This window comes from Streptococcus handemini, from assembly GCF_040984445.1.
GTDB classification, from domain to species: Bacteria; Bacillota; Bacilli; order Lactobacillales; family Streptococcaceae; genus Streptococcus; species Streptococcus handemini.
Map to the genome: position 1 here is coordinate 1 of NZ_JBFRYH010000004.1, position 16694 is coordinate 16694.

The window sequence follows — 16694 nt, forward strand, 5'->3', positions numbered from 1 at the left end:
TTCGATACGCACAACAACACGGTTTTAACGTCGTTTCATTTTAAAAATCAGGTTTCAAGACCTCTTTTTAGTATGCCCAAAATTTGGGTAAACAATAGCTCAATTAACTTTGACTTTTTTCAAACTTCCTCCTACAAAAAATAACCCTACCACAGGCAAGGTTACACGAAAAGAACGAGTGTTCTAGCAATCCCGCCTTGTCCGACACGTCTGTCATAGCTGATGACAGCAGGGTGCCAGATAGCCTAAAATCGCCTAGCTTCTTTGTATCTGATTTCGCCTTTTTTGCCTCTCTGGACTCAATTAAAGGTTTTATTATTGTGTATTATACATTTTTCGCCTTTTTTTGTCAAATCATGATACAATAGATATATGAGAATCCAACAATTACACTACATCATTAAAATTGCTGAAACAGGTAGCATGAACGAAGCTGCCAAACAACTCTTTATCACTCAGCCCAGCCTATCCAACGCTGTTCGCGATTTGGAAAAAGAGATGGGCATTGACATTTTTTATCGAAATCCCAAAGGCATTACCCTGACCAGAGACGGCATGGAATTTCTCTCTTATGCCCGTCAAGTTGTAGAACAAACCGAACTCCTAGAAGAACGTTATAAAAATCCTGGAGTAAAACGCCAACTCTTTAGTGTCTCTTCTCAGCATTACGCCTTTGTGGTTAACGCTTTTGTTTCTCTGCTAAAAGAAACGGATATGGAAGATTACGAACTCTTTTTGCGGGAAACACGGACCTGGGAAATTATCGACGATGTCAAAAATTTTCGTTCTGAAATTGGTGTCCTCTTTTTAAATAGCTTTAACCGTGATGTCCTCTTAAAGCTACTCGATGACCACCGCCTAAGCCATACCCACCTCTTCACAGCAAGACCCCATGTCTTTGTCAGTAAGACCAATCCCCTTGCCAAAAAAGAAGTCATTACTTTGGAAGATTTGGCAGATTTTCCCTACCTCAGCTACGAGCAAGGAATCCACAATTCCTTCTATTTCTCAGAAGAGATTCTCTCTCAGGAACACCATAAAAAATCAATTGTGGTTTCCGACCGTGCGACCCTGTTTAACCTGCTAATCGGACTAGACGGCTACACCATTGCCACAGGGATTTTAAATTCCAACTTAAATGGTGATAATATTGTCTCGATTCCTCTCGACTACGATGACGAGATTGAATTGGTCTATATTCAGCATGAAAAGACCATTCTTTCTGAAATGGGGGAAAAATTTATCACCTACCTCTTAGACGAAGTCAAGTTTGATGTGGACTAGCTTCTAACCAGCAGAAAAACCTTTTTTAAACATAGTGAAAGCGTACCGCAAGAAAAAATGAAAATAATTCATCTATTTTTTCGGAAAACGCTTTCGTTATGTTTTTCTTTATGCTATAATAGATTTATCTTATATATAAGGAGTGATCTATTTTGGCACAAAATAAATTATTAGCAATGATTCTTGCCGGTGGACGTGGAACGCGCTTGGAAGGCTTGACCCAAAAGGTTGCAAAACCTGCTGTTGCCTTCGGTGGAAAATATCGCATTATCGACTTTCCGCTCAGTAACTGTGCAAACTCAGGAATTGACATTGTTGGTGTTTTAACCCAATACGAGCCTGTCCTACTCAACTCTTACGTTGCCCAATCTCAACGTTGGGGATTAGATGTGCAGGGTTCTGGTATCTTTGTGCTTCCTCCAAGTGAAAAAATTGAAGGATTCGGTCTCTATAAGGGAACAGCCGATGCTATTACACAAAATATCGACTTCGTTGACCTACATGATCCAGAATATGTCCTCATCCTATCTGGTGACCACATCTACAAGATGAACTATGACAAATTACTGGACACTCATATTCAAAATGAAGCTGATGCAACGATTGCAGTGATCGAAGTTCCAATGAAAGAAGCATCTCGCTTTGGTATCATGAATACCGACAACCAGTATCGCATCGAAGAATTCGAAGAAAAACCAGCCAATCCAAAGAGCAATCTCGCTTCAATGGGAATTTACATCTTTACATGGAAGACCCTACGTAAATACCTGCTTGAAGATGATAAGCTAGATACTTCATCGCACGACTTTGGTCACGACATTATTCCAAAATACTTGGCAGATGGCAAACGCCTCTATGCTCATCCATTCCGTGGCTACTGGAAAGACGTCGGAACGGTTAATAGTCTTTGGGAATCCAACATGGACTTGATTGACCATGCAAATGACTTAGATTTGTCCGATTCATCTTGGAGAATCTACTCAGAAGATTCTGGCTCTCCAGCACAAGTCATCGGCTCAAATGCAACCGTTCGTAGTGCCTACATTGACAAGGGAGCTATTATCGAGGGAAGCGTTGAACACTCGGTTATTTCCACAGATGTTGTGGTCAATCATGGCGCCTCTGTAAAAAATTCTGTCCTACTCCCTGGAGCTACGATTGGGGAAAATGTGCAATTAGATTATGTTATTGTGGCAGAACAAGTGAAAATCGCAGAAGGGACAAAACTCTCAGGTACTGCTGACTCTATTCTCTTAATCGATAAAAACGTAAGCAAGTAAGAAAGGATTACCATGCTAAGAAATACATTAGGAATTGTCAACATCGAAGGAAATAATGTGCATTTTGGAGATGTCATGGATCACCGCGGCGTTCAAGCCTTTGGTTTCTTGGGACGCTACCGCTTAATCGACTTTGTTCTATCCAATATGTCAAACTCTGGTATCAGTGACTTCCAAGTCTATATGCCAGCCAAAATGCGCTCAACCATTCAGCACGTCGGAACTGGTAAACATTACAATATCAACAGTAAACGTGGAAAATTACGCTTGCTAAACAGCGCAACAGATTTCAATTCGATCTACCAACACGATATTAAGGCCTTCTCAGACCATATCCACTACATTGAAAATTCAAACAAAGAATATGTCCTGATTGCGCCGTCCTACTTTATCTATAGCCAAGACTATTCAAAATTACTAGACGAACACTTGGAAACGAATGCAGATATTACTGTTTTATATAAAAATGTTTCCAATGCCAAAGAAAACTTCATTGGCTGCCAAACCCTCAAATTTGGCGAAGACAAACGAATTGTCGAATTTGAAGAAAATCACGGCAAATACAAGAATCGCCCTGTTTCCCTCGAAGCCTACTTCATGAAACGGACACTTTTTGTTGAGCTGATTAAGCGTGCCAATAAAGTATCGTCTCTCTACTGGTTCAAAGATATTTTGCGAGACGTTGTTGGTCAGTACAAGATTGTCGGCTATGCTCATCGCGATTTTGTTGCGTGTATCAATACCGTCGAGGCTTACTTCCAAACACAGCTTGACTTAATTGACCCAGATACACGTAAATTGCTCTTCAAGAACAACTGGCCAATCCATACACAAACAAGCGACAGTTCGCCATGTCTGTATGGCCCACTTGCCGATGTCAAACGCAGCTTAATTTCAAATGGTGGTAATATCAATGGCCAAGTGGAAAATTCCGTTATCGACCGGGATGTGGTCATCGAAGAAGGTGTTGTCATCAAAAACTCAATTATTCTAAACGGAGTAACCATTAAGAGCGGAGCCAATATCGAAAATGCCATTGTTGACAAAGCAACTACTATTGCACACCCAGTTGACATTAAAGGAAGTGCTGCTGCACCTGCCTATTTGAAAGCCTATCAAGTTATCTAGGAGGAACTATGTCCAAAAAATCTGTTCTCTTTGTCGCATCAGAAGGGCTTCCATTTATTAAAACAGGAGGCTTGGCTGATGTAATCGGATCCCTTCCCAAAGAATTGGTGAAACAAGGAATGGATGTAAGAGTTGTTCTACCGCTTTACCTTAAAATCGCCGTCAATAACCATTCAAACTTTGATTATGTCTCTAGCTTTGACGTACGAGCAGGCGATATTCAGTCCATGGCCAATGTCTACCAACAAGTCGTAGATGGAGTCACTTTCTACTTTATCGAGCACCGTGACTTTTTTGAGCGCAAAGATCTCTACGGCTACGATGATGATGCCATGCGCTTTGGCTTCTTCCAGCATGCTACTTGTCGCTTATTAGAAGCACTCCACTTCTTTCCAGATGTCATTCATACCCATGACTGGCACACGGCTGCCATTCCATTCCTTTGTCGGACTTTTTATAGCTACCGTGAAGAATTTCGTGCCATCAAGCATGTCTTTACCATTCACAACTTAGCCTTTCAAGGAATTTTCAATAAACAAGCCCTTTGGTCAGCTTTGGGCATGAATTACAGCTACTATGTAGACGGCATTGCTCGCTTCCATGATGACTGTATTAGTTTTATGAAATTAGGCATTCTCTACGCAGACAAAGTGACTACCGTATCTGAGACCTATGCACAGGAAATCCTAACAGAAGAATTTGGGGAACACATGCAGCATGTTTTAGAATTACGTCGCCATGACCTATTAGGAATTGTCAATGGGATTGACTACGATACCTGGAATAGCCAGACAGATGAGTACCTGTCACATCACTACTCACTGGAGACTATTCATCATAAAAAGGCTAATAAACAAGCCCTTCAAGCCCAATTCGGTCTACCTCAAGACGAGCATGTCATCTTGGTTGGAATCGTCTCCCGCTTGACCTGGCAAAAAGGCTTTTACCTTTTAACGGAAGTTCTCAGCCAGCTCTTACAGGCTCATGTCCAGTTTGTCATTCTTGGAAATGGAGAGGCAGACATCGAACATGCCTTCCATTATTTCAAAGATGCCTATCCAGATAAATTTGCCTTCTATCAAGGTTACAATGAGCCCCTAGCACATCAGATTTACGCAGCGAGCGATCTCTTTCTCATGCCATCTATGTTTGAGCCATGTGGAATCAGTCAGCTGATTTCCATGCACTATGGTACGCTTCCACTTGTCCGTGAGACTGGTGGCTTGCATGATACCGTCCTTCCTTACAATAGCATTACCAAAGAAGGACGTGGCTTTAGCTTCTGGGGCAAGGATGCCTACAACATGAAGCAAGTCTATGATTTGGCCCTTGATACCTACTATAATCGTCCAGAAGATTGGCAGCACTTGATGCAACAAGCCATGACAGCAGATGTCAGCTGGACAGCATCGGCTAGGCGCTATATTGATCTCTATAACGAAATAACGTATTAGAGTTTGACAACTAAATATTGTAGAGCGGCTGGGCAAAAATCTAGCCGCTCTTAGCAGAATTCGTAAAAACAGAATAACGCAGTGGTTGACCGGTATCTTTCTACGCTTTTAAAGTCCCAAAGATAATCGAATCAACTATGCGGGAGAACATTTATGACCTTCACAGATCTTGACTTATACTATTTACATACTGGTGAACATACCAGTCTTTATGAAAAATTAGGAGCCCACATTATCAAGGATGAAGAGACCATCCTTGGTACCAAATTTCGCGTTTTTGCCTCAAATGCTCAAACTGTCTTTTTAGTGGGTTCCTTTAACAATTGGCAAAAGACACACCCCATGCACCGTGAACTAGATGGCATTTTTCAACTCTATGTTGATGGGTTAAAATCATTTGAAGACTACAAGTATCTCATCGTTACTCATGATGGTAGAGAGCTCTATAAGGCAGACCCCTATGCTTTCTTCAGCCAACTCCGTCCCAATACCGCATCGACTACTTACCACTCCCATTATACATTTAAAGACGAGAAGTGGATGTACGAGCGAGTCAACTATGATTTTAAACAAGCACCTTTTTCTGTCTATGAGGTCCATTTAGGCTCTTGGAAGCAAAAATTTGCTACAGAAGGCAGTGCAAATACATTTTACACCTATAAAGAACTAGCACCTCTACTTATCGACCATGTTAAAGAGCACCAATTTACCCATATCGAGCTCTTGCCGATTACAGAACATCCACTAGACGCTTCTTGGGGCTACCAAGTAACTGGTTACTACAGTCCAACCAGCCGATACGGTGAGCCAGACGAATTGAAATACCTCGTTGACCAATGCCACCAAGCAGGAATCGGAGTTATTCTTGACTGGGTACCACTACACTTCTGTAAAGACGCACATGGACTTTACCAATTTGACGGTAGTTGGCTCTATGAATACGAGGTAGAAAGTGACCGCGAAAACCAACAATGGGGAACTGCTAATTTTGACCTTGGAAAAGGAATCACACGCTCCTTCCTCTTATCCAATATCAAATACTGGTTAAATGAATTTCACTTTGACGGCATTCGAGTAGATGCGCTATCCTATCTCCTCTATTGGCGAGGAGAAACAGAAGATGATAAGCTCAACCACACGGCTATTGATTTTATCAAACGAGTCAATGCCTTGATTCACACTGAATACAAGGGTGTCGTAATGATTGCGGAAGACTCTTCAAGTTATCCGAAGGTAACCCATCCACTTGAATACGGTGGCCTCGGCTTTGACATGAAATGGGACTTAGGTTGGATGAACGATACACTAAAACATATGGAACGTCCATCTATTTTCCGAAAACATCACGCCAAAGAAATCACGTTTGGAATGTATTACAATCAAAGTGAGCAATTCATTCTTCCCCTCTCCCACGATGAAGTCGTCCATGGAAAAAACTCAATTGTCAACAAAATGAATGGCGACTACGAAGACAAATTCCATTTGGCGCGTGCATATTATAGTTATTTCTTTGCACATCCTGGTAAAAAACTGCTCTTTATGGGAAATGAATGGGGCCATATTCGCGAATGGCATGAGCATACCCAAATGGACTGGGAATTACTGGACTTCCCAATCCACCAATCCTTTGCCCAAATGATGAAGAGCCTCACTACTTTTTACCGTCAACACGGCGCATTCTGGAAATATGATTACCAAGCCCATGAAAAAGGCTTTAAATGGGCTAAAATCTTAGAAGAAGCCAATTGCTACGCATTCTGCCGTTATAGCGATGAGGAAGAAATCTTAGTAGTCAATAACTTTAATGATCAAGAAATTTACGATTTACCGCTAGATCTCCCTGAAGGCGCTGCATACCAACTTGTCTTTTCTTCCAACACTATCCCAACAGAAGCATTCACCATTACAGCGAATACAGATGGCGCACGCATTACCATACCCCGCTTGACGACCTACTATCTCAAACGGATCAATCGTCCAGAAGAGATCAAGCCAGTAGACTCTTGAGGCCTGTGTCGACACAAAAAGTAACACTGTTCGTTCAAATAGAAAGAACGGAATTGTTTTGTTGAGGATACAGAAGCGCAACAAACCCCAATCCAAATGTTGGATTGGGGTTTGTTCTATTCAACTGCTGTGTACTTTGCAACTTCTTTTAAGTAGTTTTCATACTCACTACTTGCAACAAGTTCTTTAATCACCTTATCGATTTCTGTTTTTAATGCACCGCTATCTTTTGGCATAGCAATGGCCTTTGTATTCGCCTCAGTCTCTGGGAAGGCGATATCTGCAACAGCAAGATCCTTATTTTGAGATGTATAACCCAATGCAACTGGAGAATCCAGCAACACAGCATCAACCTGACCGGATTTCAACTCATTGATTGCTTCTCCCACTTGGGTAAGTGAGACAATACTCGAATCTTTCAACTGCTCTTTAGCATAGATTTCTTGGGTAGTACCTTTTTGAACAGCTACTTTTTTACCTGCTAAACTCTCTATTGACCCAAAACTCTTAACGACATCTTGTTTTACTAAGAGCATATCTTTTACCTTATAGTAGGCATCCGAAAAGTCAAAGACTTTTAAACGCTCTTCAGATACAGAAAGTCCTGCAATGGCAATATCTGCCTTGCCATTTTGCACACTATTTAAGACATTGTCAAAGTTCATTGATGAAACTTCCAATTTCACTCCTAATTGTTCTGCCAATTTTTCGGCCAACAGAATATCCGCTCCGACAACCTGATTTTTCCCATCAACCAAAGTTTGGAACTCAAATGGAGCATAGTCTGGACTAGTCGCAACGACCAAGGTGCCTTTTTCTTTGATTTTTTCCAATGGCTCCTTGCCAGCACTCTTATCAGCGCCACCACATGCTGCTAAACTCAAACCTGCTACAAGAGCCACTGCTGCTGTCATCATTTTTTTCAACTTCATTTTTCTTCCTCTTTTCTATTCAAACATTATTACAAGCATCTAGCTTACTTAATTCTGCAGGATCATCGGACTTTTTCTTTCATTTTCATCTCATTTTCTCCTTTTTTCAAAAGATAATCTCATTATAAAGCATTTTTATTCACCTGTCAACTGTTAATTGTATTTTTATTCATATTTTTTTAAAAAATAAAACAAGTTCAGTCTCTCTGAACTTGCTCACTTATTAGTGGAAATGCTTATCCCATTCGCCATTTTCATCTTTTTTCGTATAAAAAAATTCTGATAGACTTGGATTATCCATAATCTTTAAAACTTCTAGCAGGTCATAGGCTAGATCCATCTGAGCTAATTCGGCTTTGGGAAGCCAAAAGACTTCTCCTTCCTCGCTTGATCGCAATTGACCAGAAAAGCGTGTCGCCTTGTAGAGAAAAACGATGTAGCGATGACCATCCTTATCTGGCCAATGCTTAAGCCCAACCAATTGAGGGTTTTCAATAGTCAAGCCTGTTTCTTCCACGACTTCTCGGACAACCGAATCGTGGAAATTCTCGCCAGATTCGATGTGTCCTCCTGGGAATGCCAGACCTGACCAGCGATAGACGTTAGGGTCTCTGCGTTGCACGACTACGCGCCCTTCACTATCTTCAATCAAACACATATTGGTCAGCGTGACCAGTTCCTTACGCGCCATACTTCCTCCTTAAGGTTTATAAATCATTCTTTTTTCGACTAACTCCTTGCCCAAATGGACTCTTTTACTAGCTCCATCAAAGCAAAACCCGATGCACTCATAGAAGCGAATGGCTCGTTCATTGCCGTCTAGCACCCAGAGGACTACTTGCGAAAAATCTTTCAGTTGCTCCAAAGCAAACTGCATCAAGCGATAGCCAATTTGCTGTCCATAGTATTCTGACAAAATATAAATAGCGTAAATCTCTCCCATATTCTCCAAATCTTCCTGCTGCGAAGCTGCACAACAAACAAAGCCGACAACCTTATCCTCTATCTTTGCGACAAAGACATCGTTGGGATAGGCAAAAGCCCACTTGCGACAGCGTTCCAAGGTGTATTCTTTCCAGAAATGTTCGGGCAGTAACTGTGAATAGGCTTCTGTCCAAGCTTTCCAGTGAACATAGGCTTTTCTTTCTTTTTCATCATCCGTTACCATTGGGGTGATAGTCAACATAATAATTCCTTTGATTACGAGTAAGTAACTCTATTATGCAATAATTGCTTGGAAATCTCAAGGCAATCTTCTTACTAGGACTACCGTTTTTTTACCAATCGTTTGCTCACAAAGTTAAGCCACCATTTTAATGCCTTGTCTTTACAAAAAATAAATAGAATTAATAAGCTAAAAACTATAGCAAAAGATACAGCATGCAGTATCCAGCTTAATAAATTATCTAAATTTAATCCTTGTGGTAATAAAGAGTATAGAAGAAATATTGTTATAAAAAATACAGCCCAATGTTTAAAATTTAGTAAGGCGTATTCTTTAATAGACATTTTTAAACCGTACTTGAAAATAACATAGGGTTCAAACCAAGTATTTGTTAAAAGAGTTGAACAAATTGTTCCAAGTAAAATACCTTCTATTCCCATTTTAAAGTATAGCAAGTATAAAAGAGATAAAAGCAAATTCAAAATAGCCTCAGCAACTGGTTTATAACGTGATTCCCAGTATAAACCATATCCACCGTATAAGATAAAGCCCGAATATCTATAAGCCTGGATAAAAAAGTAAATACTAAGTATCAAAACTATCCTTTGTGAAAATAAAAAATCACTTCCTAACCACAAATTTATAAAAGGATTCATAAGAAGAAAAATAAGTACTGACACCATATAAGAAATAACAAAATTAGCAAATTGGTATCTTTTAAATACTTCATAAACTTTATCTGAACTTGATGTTTGAATTAAATTCCCAACCGAAGCAGTTTGTGACTCCATTATTTGAGAAATTAATTTTGTAAAAGCATTAGTAATAATCACATAGTTAGAATAAAGCCCAACCGTTGTTACACTTATAAAAGAAGAAATCAGAATATTATCCGTACTAAACACAACAAAGCCTGCAATATTTCCTACTAGATTGCCGAGAACATTTTTCTTTAAAGATTTTTTTTCTGATTTTGTTAAAACATCGGCTTTTACATTTTTTAGCGGATAGCGTTTATTTGCCAAAAAGGCAATTAATAAATTCGAAATGACGGTAGCACAAATTGTTAAAACTAGGACAAGTACATAACTTCTAAAGAAAATCATAACAAGCCACTGGCAGATAGAAAGAACAGTATATAAACTAAAATCTAACCAAGATACAATATAGTTTTCTTGACGGGCAATAAAAAGGCTTCTTTTGTAAGAAAATAATAGATAGCCCATAATGGAATTCATTAGAAATAGAAAATAAATGGTATTTTCTTCAAAACTTAGACTAGAAACCTGTAAAACACTCGGTAAAAACGGATAAACGGCTAGACCTAATAACAAAATAACGATAGCGATAAACTTATATACTTTTTTATATAAATTCATATAAGCTACAATTTTTTCTTTTTTATTTTCTGCAATAGGTTTATATAGAGCGTAAACAATAGAAGTCCCAAGCCCTAATTCTGCAAGAGCTAGCATCCCTAAAATATTAGAAAATACTCCATTAAGACCTAAATAATAAATACCTAAAAATTTAATAAATAGTGTCCTATTGACAAACTGCATCACAAGTTTCAATACAAAAAGAATCAGGGCTGAAGCCGAATTATAAATCGCATTTTGTAGTCTCATTTTCATTACTCTATTCTTTCCTTACTGTTTATGAATCTCTTTCCAAGTCAATTGAGCTATCTTATGCCACTCATCCGAAAACGGAACTTCATAGATATTTTTCAGATACGTTTTTAAAGAGATTTGCTTTTTTCGCCAGAGCTTGAAGCCCGTTCGAATAAATATTCTTGCCTTTGTATAAGGTTTTGCTCTTGTTGTGTAATGAATGATAACCCCCCCCTCAAAAATTTATCGTTTTTTCCTATTTCCGGAAAAACCCCGCATGTCTGAACATTATACGTTCGATCTAATGCCAACCATTCATCTTTGAATAGCATATTTAAAACTGTTTGGTCTGCATCAGGTAATGACAGATTTGGTTGCTGGTGAATCGTCAAGGTTTTTTCTAACACCTTCTTTTCTCGCCACCTTTTGTTATTTATGAGCATAACACCCGCATTAAATTCTTTTTTTCCATGGAAATAACAAACACATGTGTCTGCAACAGCTCCTAGAGCATACTCTTCTATATTTGTTTCATACAATGACCGTAAACTCCCAGTCACAATAATATCTGAATCAAGATACAAAACCTTATCATGCTCTGCTAATTCAGCAATATGGTAGCGGTAAAAAGTTGCTTCTGTTATATAGGAATAAGTCTCAAAATGTTGATAATCATCAGTATTAATTTTTTTATCTTCAATCTTTGAGTGAAGGGAGGCTAGGTGCTGGTTGAGTTTTATAAACCACTCTTCGGGATAATCCTTATTGAGCAAGATAAAATGAACATTCTGATGATAAAGCATAACTGACTTAATCGTAGTCTCCACATATTCATGGTAGTTATAATCGGCTGCCATAACAATGGGTAAAAGATCAGTTCGTGTTATTTTCATATTGACTCTTCCTCACTTCTGTCCAATTCATTCGTGCAACCCTATACCACTCATCCGATAGTGGTACTTTATATAGATTGTGTATGAATTCTTCTGCTGTTATTTTTCGGTGTTTCAACCACAGAGATACCAGTTGTATCAAGCGTTTATAAAACGTGGTAAAAGGCTTTAAAGAGGTCGTATAATGAATAATGGCTCCTCTTTTTACAGGATTATTTCTCCGTACATATGGATGCCCGGCAAACACCTGTTGATTGTAAGTATCCGAAACTTCTACCCAATCGTCTCTAAATAAAATATTCAATACCGTTTGATCCGCATCAGGTAGAGAAACTTGAGGGTTTTTATGAATTGCTAATGCCTCTTTTAACACATTTTTTTCACGCCATTTCTCAAGATTAACGAGCATGACACCCGCATTAAATTCTTTTTTACCATAATTAAAAGCAATCCCAATATCCTCAATACCAGCTAATCCTACATTGCCAATATCTGTATTATAAAATGATTGAAGATTTTCAGTGACAATTAAATCAACATCCAGATAGAGGACTTTTTCTTCCTTAATAAACTCTGGAAGATGGTAGCGATAGAAGGTTGCTTCTGTTATGTATTTATTAGTTGCAAATCCACTATAATGTCCTACTTCAATTTTACAATCTGTAATACACGAGTCAAATGATCCTAGATAATGATTTATTTTTTCAAACCACTCTTGTGAAAAATCTTTATTTAACAAAAAGAAGTGGACATTCTGATTATAGAGCATAATCGACTTCATCGCAACTTCTAACTGTTCTTTGTAGTAAACATCCGCCACCATGGCGATATTCATCTTCATGATAACTCCTTTTCTTTATATACAAACTCCATTTACCTCTCATCCTAATTAAACCTGTGTTCGAGCAAGAAAACTGATTTATACCCCAGATTGCAAGAGCTAAAGGTCCAATCTAGTCGTCACCGACTGCTTTTTTGATAATCCTTTGTACTAGAGCAGCTGTATGACGACTATCATAGCCTGCATCTCGAATCTTCTGACTCATATCGTGACGTTCATAGCCTTCAAAGTTGGCTAACTCTTGTACCCATACTTCTTCTTCCAAGGGTAGAAAGGTTACATTTCCTGTAATATCTAATTCTTGTGAGACTGTATCTGCTACCAAGCAATTTAAGCCCGCCGCCTGTGCTTCAATCCCTACAATCGGCAGACCTTCAAGGAGTGATGGCATCACCAAGATATCCATCGCCTGCAATAACTGTTCGGTATCTTTTCGTTCTCCCAAAAAAAGTACCTTGTCCGTAATCTGCCATTGCTCAGCCAAGGCTTCCATTTCTTGTCTCAATGTCCCATCTCCCACAGTAAGCAGGCAAGCATTAGGACGAATGCGAAGTAATTTCTCAAACATGGATAACATAAATATATGATTTTTTTGCTTATGAAATCGTGCAATGGAACCTAGAACCAAAGTATCCTCTGGAATAGATAATTCTTCCCTCATTTTCTTTCGAACAAAGCCGTTGTAACGAAATCGATCCACTTCGATTCCATTCTTAATATCGTAAACTCCCTTAGTTGTTCCAAACATCCAGGTGGCAGCCTTGTCAGAACAAGCAAATTTTTCCGTTGCAATACTATGAGATGCTTTTCGAGCAAAAAAAAGTAAAATTTTCTGAAACAAACCTAGGTTTAGAGCTCCTCCATTATGTGAGTGGATAATTATTTTTTTAATCCCTGCCAAGCGACAGATCAGAGGATATTTTAAAATCGAAACAGGCCAACCAAAATTAAAGTAGGCGATATCATACTCACCAGTTCTAGCTAGCATATATAAATTTTTCATAGCGAGAAAACGCTCTTTCCATCTAGGCTGCCCCTGGGTCTGAACCAAGGGAATTTTCTGACCACCTGCTACAGCTAATTCCTTGTCAAAAAACTCTTCCCGTTGGTAAAACGTTATCACATCAATTGTCAGCTCAGTCCTATCTATATTTTTATATAGATTGATGGAATAATTTTCTACACCTCCACTATTTAAACCAAAGGTATAATATAATACTTTCTTCACGAAACCCTCCTGATATTCATTACTAAAGTAATCAGACAATCTTTTTAGACAAATCAATCTCTACTATCTGAAGGAACAAACGTCTTGCTCAAAGATACAATATGCTTTAACAGGTAAGAAAATATCATGTTTGCTGCTCCTGCTCCCACTTCATACTACTAATCATTCGTAGATAGGCTTCCTTCAGTCCAACACTGGGAAGCCAACCCAATGCCCGTAACTTGTCCGTCTTTAATTTCAATTTCGTATCAGGAGCATAACCAAAGATATTGGATTGGGGAATGTCTAAAACAACACGTATCTCATGATTTGCGATTTCTTCACAGACCATCTTCGCCATATCGTAAATAGTGGTATGGGATTCTTCATTTGATACATTATAGGCTTGAGCAGCTTTCCCATCTAGTAAAATAACTAGAATTGCTATCACTGTATCCCTTAGATAACAATAATTTCCTTCAGACAGTCCTCTCGTATGTAAAACAATATCTTTTTTATTCAGTACGCTATTTGCAAATTGAGCAAATACCCTATTTTCCCCTGGCAATATACCTGCTCCAAAAGTCTGAGATAAGCGAGCAATTTTGACATTTAAGCCGTATTCCGAATGATAGGCTATACACATATTTTCACACATGCGCTTGCTTTGGGAATAATTGCTCCTCACTTCCAAAGGATTAATATAACCCATCTGTTCTTCTATCACCATACTCGTCTCAAAACCATCAAATGTTCCATACACTTCCATAGAAGAAATATATACAAAGCTTTTCGCATTCACTTGATGAGCCAAATCTAATAAACGCTTAGTTCCTACTAAAGAAGTCATTATTGTTTCAACTGGTTTTTCAATCATCACCTTTGAAGTCGTCACACTAGCTGCATGAATGATATGATCAACTATCGCTAGCGGAATCTTTTGTTCAAAATTATCGTCAATCAAATCCGCTTCAATCAGTTGAATATCCGTCCGTTGGAGAAGCTCTCCATAAATCATCTGCGCTTTTTGACGACTTCTCACCAAGGCGTAAATCATCATATTGAGGTGACGAATGCGATTCATACAAGCAAATGCTCTAACCAAATTGACGCCAACCAAGCCTGTCGCACCCGTTATTAAAATTGCGCTATCTTTTAGTTGCTCAATAGGGATAGTCGCGCTTGCTATTATTTCTAAATCTTCCTGCAAAATCGGATTTCCGTGTGCTTCCAATCTCTTCCCTCTAATCTAATTGCTGATTTTCCCGAGCATCATATAAGGCTCTGAAGGTATAAAAATCATCGGGTGTCGTAATTTTTATATTTTCATGTGGCCCAATGACGACATGTAAGCTATGACCATAATGCCTCATCATAGTACAGGAATCAATAAAATCTTCTCTCCCCTCCTGCAAGCCTTGGTGATGGATAGCTAAAATGTCTGCTAACCAAAAGCTTTGAGGAGCTTTTGCAAATCGAGAGTGTTCTCTGCTTGGAACCTCACTTACCTCGTTTTCGTCATTAATCAAAATAACAGTTTCTTTTGCGGTCGTACAAGTAATTGCAGTGCCAAATTCCTTAACAGAAGAAATATTATCTGAAATTGTCTTCTCATTGATGAGGGGGCGAACTCCATCATGGATCAAGACAACATTTCCCTCCTTACCATAAGTTTCTTCAGCCGCAACTAATCCATTATAAATCGATAGTTGCCCCGTTCTTCCGCCGGGAACGATTCGAGAAACCTTGTCCAATCGATAGCGGTATTTCATTTCTTCCATATAGGAAATCCAATCTTCAATACAGACAACAACAATCCCATCAATTTCTGGATGTGTTTCAAATAATTCAATTGTATGAACAATAATGGGCTTTCCATGAACCAACAAAAACTGCTTAGGTTTATCTTTAGAGTTCATTCTCGTTCCAGAGCCCCCCGCAAATATAACTGCTATATTCATCTTATTCCTTTCATCTTTTTCATCCCTACTAAAAGTCATTAACATTCAACTTTATAAGCCACATGAAATTCTCTTTTCTCTTCTGGAGGTAACATCATATAGTTCTCCCCATATAAGTTAGACAAATAGATATCATACTGTAGCGGAATATGCACATCATATCCACAAAACGAACCCATTGTTGTGCGTGTAAGGATGTCTCTCGGAAACACCTCCCGCTCAAAACTAATTCCAGATGGAAGACCTACTACTGAAGAAGACTTTTTTTGTCGAGCTAGCCTATCACAGAGCTCTAAATAAAAATGAATCCCGCCTAAATGAGACGCTAACCAGCCCAAACGTTTTCTGAACTGATAATACTTCATCACTCCTTCATTTTGTCCACCGACTTTCTCAATCACTGGCGATGGGTAGAGATAATCAATACACACACTAGAAAGTTTATAAGCCAGATTATATAGACTCCCCTTCAGTTTTCTAATTAGACGAGATTCAGGAAGATCTTCGATGATAAAAATATCTATAAAAATCATATCAAAGGCCTTCAAACCTGCATTGGCAATTTCGATGTAAGTCGTCCCTTTTTTGTAGACTTTCGGCATTTTATAAAAATATTTTTCATGAAATAGAGGTTCTGCTAACAAATATTTATCTGAAAATTTCTGTGAAAAATGCTCTCTAAACCGCTCATAATCCTCCCTAAACATCATTAAATCCATATCATCATCCCAAGGAATAAAACCTTGATGACGAATTGTGCCCAAAAGCGAACCTCCCGCCATCATGTAGGAAATCTGATATTTATCACAAACACTTTTAATATCCAGAAAAATAGAAAGTAATTCTTCTTGAAGTTTTTTTATCATTTCATCATCTAAATGATACTCTGAAAATGCTTGTGAATACAATTCTTTACTAGTTTTCATATA

The 16694-nt window shown here is 38.6% G+C and carries 15 protein-coding genes; 5 read left to right on the plus strand and 10 right to left on the minus strand.

Annotation, left to right across the window (positions count from 1 at the left end; translation table 11 throughout):
- Nucleotides 1-372 precede the first annotated feature (372 nt).
- The 5 genes from ABPH35_RS01025 to glgB all read left to right on the plus strand — a co-directional run bounded on the left by ABPH35_RS01025 (nucleotide 373) and on the right by glgB (nucleotide 7153).
- A complete protein-coding gene (locus tag ABPH35_RS01025; protein ID WP_349987936.1) occupies nucleotides 373-1284 on the plus strand; it encodes a LysR family transcriptional regulator in 912 nt (303 codons plus the stop codon).
- Between the two features lie 152 nt (nucleotides 1285-1436).
- Nucleotides 1437-2564: a glucose-1-phosphate adenylyltransferase gene (locus ABPH35_RS01030; protein ID WP_349987935.1), complete on the plus strand. Its 1128-nt coding sequence runs from the start codon at nucleotides 1437-1439 to the stop codon at nucleotides 2562-2564.
- 12 nt (nucleotides 2565-2576) lie between these two features.
- Entirely contained in the window at nucleotides 2577-3692 is a 1116-nt protein-coding gene (gene glgD / locus ABPH35_RS01035; protein ID WP_349987934.1) for a glucose-1-phosphate adenylyltransferase subunit GlgD, read from the plus strand.
- An 8-nt stretch (nucleotides 3693-3700) separates the two neighbouring features.
- Nucleotides 3701-5146, plus strand: a complete 1446-nt coding sequence (gene glgA / locus ABPH35_RS01040) for a glycogen synthase GlgA (protein ID WP_368849477.1) — start codon at nucleotides 3701-3703, stop codon at nucleotides 5144-5146.
- Between the two features lie 153 nt (nucleotides 5147-5299).
- Entirely contained in the window at nucleotides 5300-7153 is a 1854-nt protein-coding gene (gene glgB, locus ABPH35_RS01045) for a 1,4-alpha-glucan branching protein GlgB (RefSeq protein WP_368849478.1), read from the plus strand.
- A 116-nt stretch (nucleotides 7154-7269) separates the two neighbouring features.
- On the opposite strand, the gene ABPH35_RS01050 is transcribed toward glgB, so the two are convergent.
- The 10 genes from ABPH35_RS01050 to ABPH35_RS01095 all read right to left on the minus strand — a co-directional run bounded on the left by ABPH35_RS01050 (nucleotide 7270) and on the right by ABPH35_RS01095 (nucleotide 16691).
- Nucleotides 7270-8085 (minus strand): transporter substrate-binding domain-containing protein, encoded by an 816-nt coding sequence (locus ABPH35_RS01050; protein WP_349987931.1) that lies wholly within the window; start codon nucleotides 8083-8085, stop codon nucleotides 7270-7272.
- 223 nt (nucleotides 8086-8308) lie between these two features.
- The gene (locus ABPH35_RS01055; RefSeq protein ID WP_349987930.1) at nucleotides 8309-8776 is read right to left on the minus strand and encodes an 8-oxo-dGTP diphosphatase; all 468 of its coding nucleotides are present in this window, start codon (nucleotides 8774-8776) and stop codon (nucleotides 8309-8311) included.
- Nucleotides 8777-8785: 9 nt separating this feature from the next.
- Nucleotides 8786-9271, minus strand: a complete 486-nt coding sequence (locus ABPH35_RS01060; protein ID WP_349987929.1) for a GNAT family N-acetyltransferase — start codon at nucleotides 9269-9271, stop codon at nucleotides 8786-8788.
- A gap of 80 nt (nucleotides 9272-9351) precedes the next feature.
- Nucleotides 9352-10884, minus strand: a complete 1533-nt coding sequence (locus ABPH35_RS01065; protein ID WP_349987928.1) for a lipopolysaccharide biosynthesis protein — start codon at nucleotides 10882-10884, stop codon at nucleotides 9352-9354.
- A 107-nt stretch (nucleotides 10885-10991) separates the two neighbouring features.
- Nucleotides 10992-11756, minus strand: coding sequence for a glycosyltransferase family 8 protein (locus ABPH35_RS01070; RefSeq protein ID WP_349987927.1), 765 nt, complete (start codon nucleotides 11754-11756; stop codon nucleotides 10992-10994).
- Nucleotides 11737-12591, minus strand: coding sequence for a glycosyltransferase (locus ABPH35_RS01075; protein ID WP_368849479.1), 855 nt, complete (start codon nucleotides 12589-12591; stop codon nucleotides 11737-11739). The genes ABPH35_RS01070 and ABPH35_RS01075 overlap by 20 nt, the downstream gene beginning before the upstream one ends.
- Nucleotides 12592-12709: 118 nt before the next feature.
- On the minus strand, nucleotides 12710-13825 hold the full coding sequence (locus ABPH35_RS01080) for a glycosyltransferase (RefSeq protein ID WP_368849480.1): 1116 nt from the start codon (nucleotides 13823-13825) through the stop codon (nucleotides 12710-12712).
- Nucleotides 13826-13949: 124 nt separating this feature from the next.
- Complete coding sequence (locus tag ABPH35_RS01085; RefSeq protein ID WP_368849481.1) at nucleotides 13950-15038, minus strand: NAD-dependent epimerase/dehydratase family protein; 1089 nt, start codon at nucleotides 15036-15038, stop codon at nucleotides 13950-13952.
- A gap of 10 nt (nucleotides 15039-15048) precedes the next feature.
- Nucleotides 15049-15765: an IspD/TarI family cytidylyltransferase gene (locus tag ABPH35_RS01090; protein WP_349987923.1), complete on the minus strand. Its 717-nt coding sequence runs from the start codon at nucleotides 15763-15765 to the stop codon at nucleotides 15049-15051.
- A gap of 38 nt (nucleotides 15766-15803) precedes the next feature.
- Nucleotides 15804-16691: a LicD family protein gene (locus tag ABPH35_RS01095; protein ID WP_368849482.1), complete on the minus strand. Its 888-nt coding sequence runs from the start codon at nucleotides 16689-16691 to the stop codon at nucleotides 15804-15806.
- Nucleotides 16692-16694: the final 3 nt, after the last annotated feature.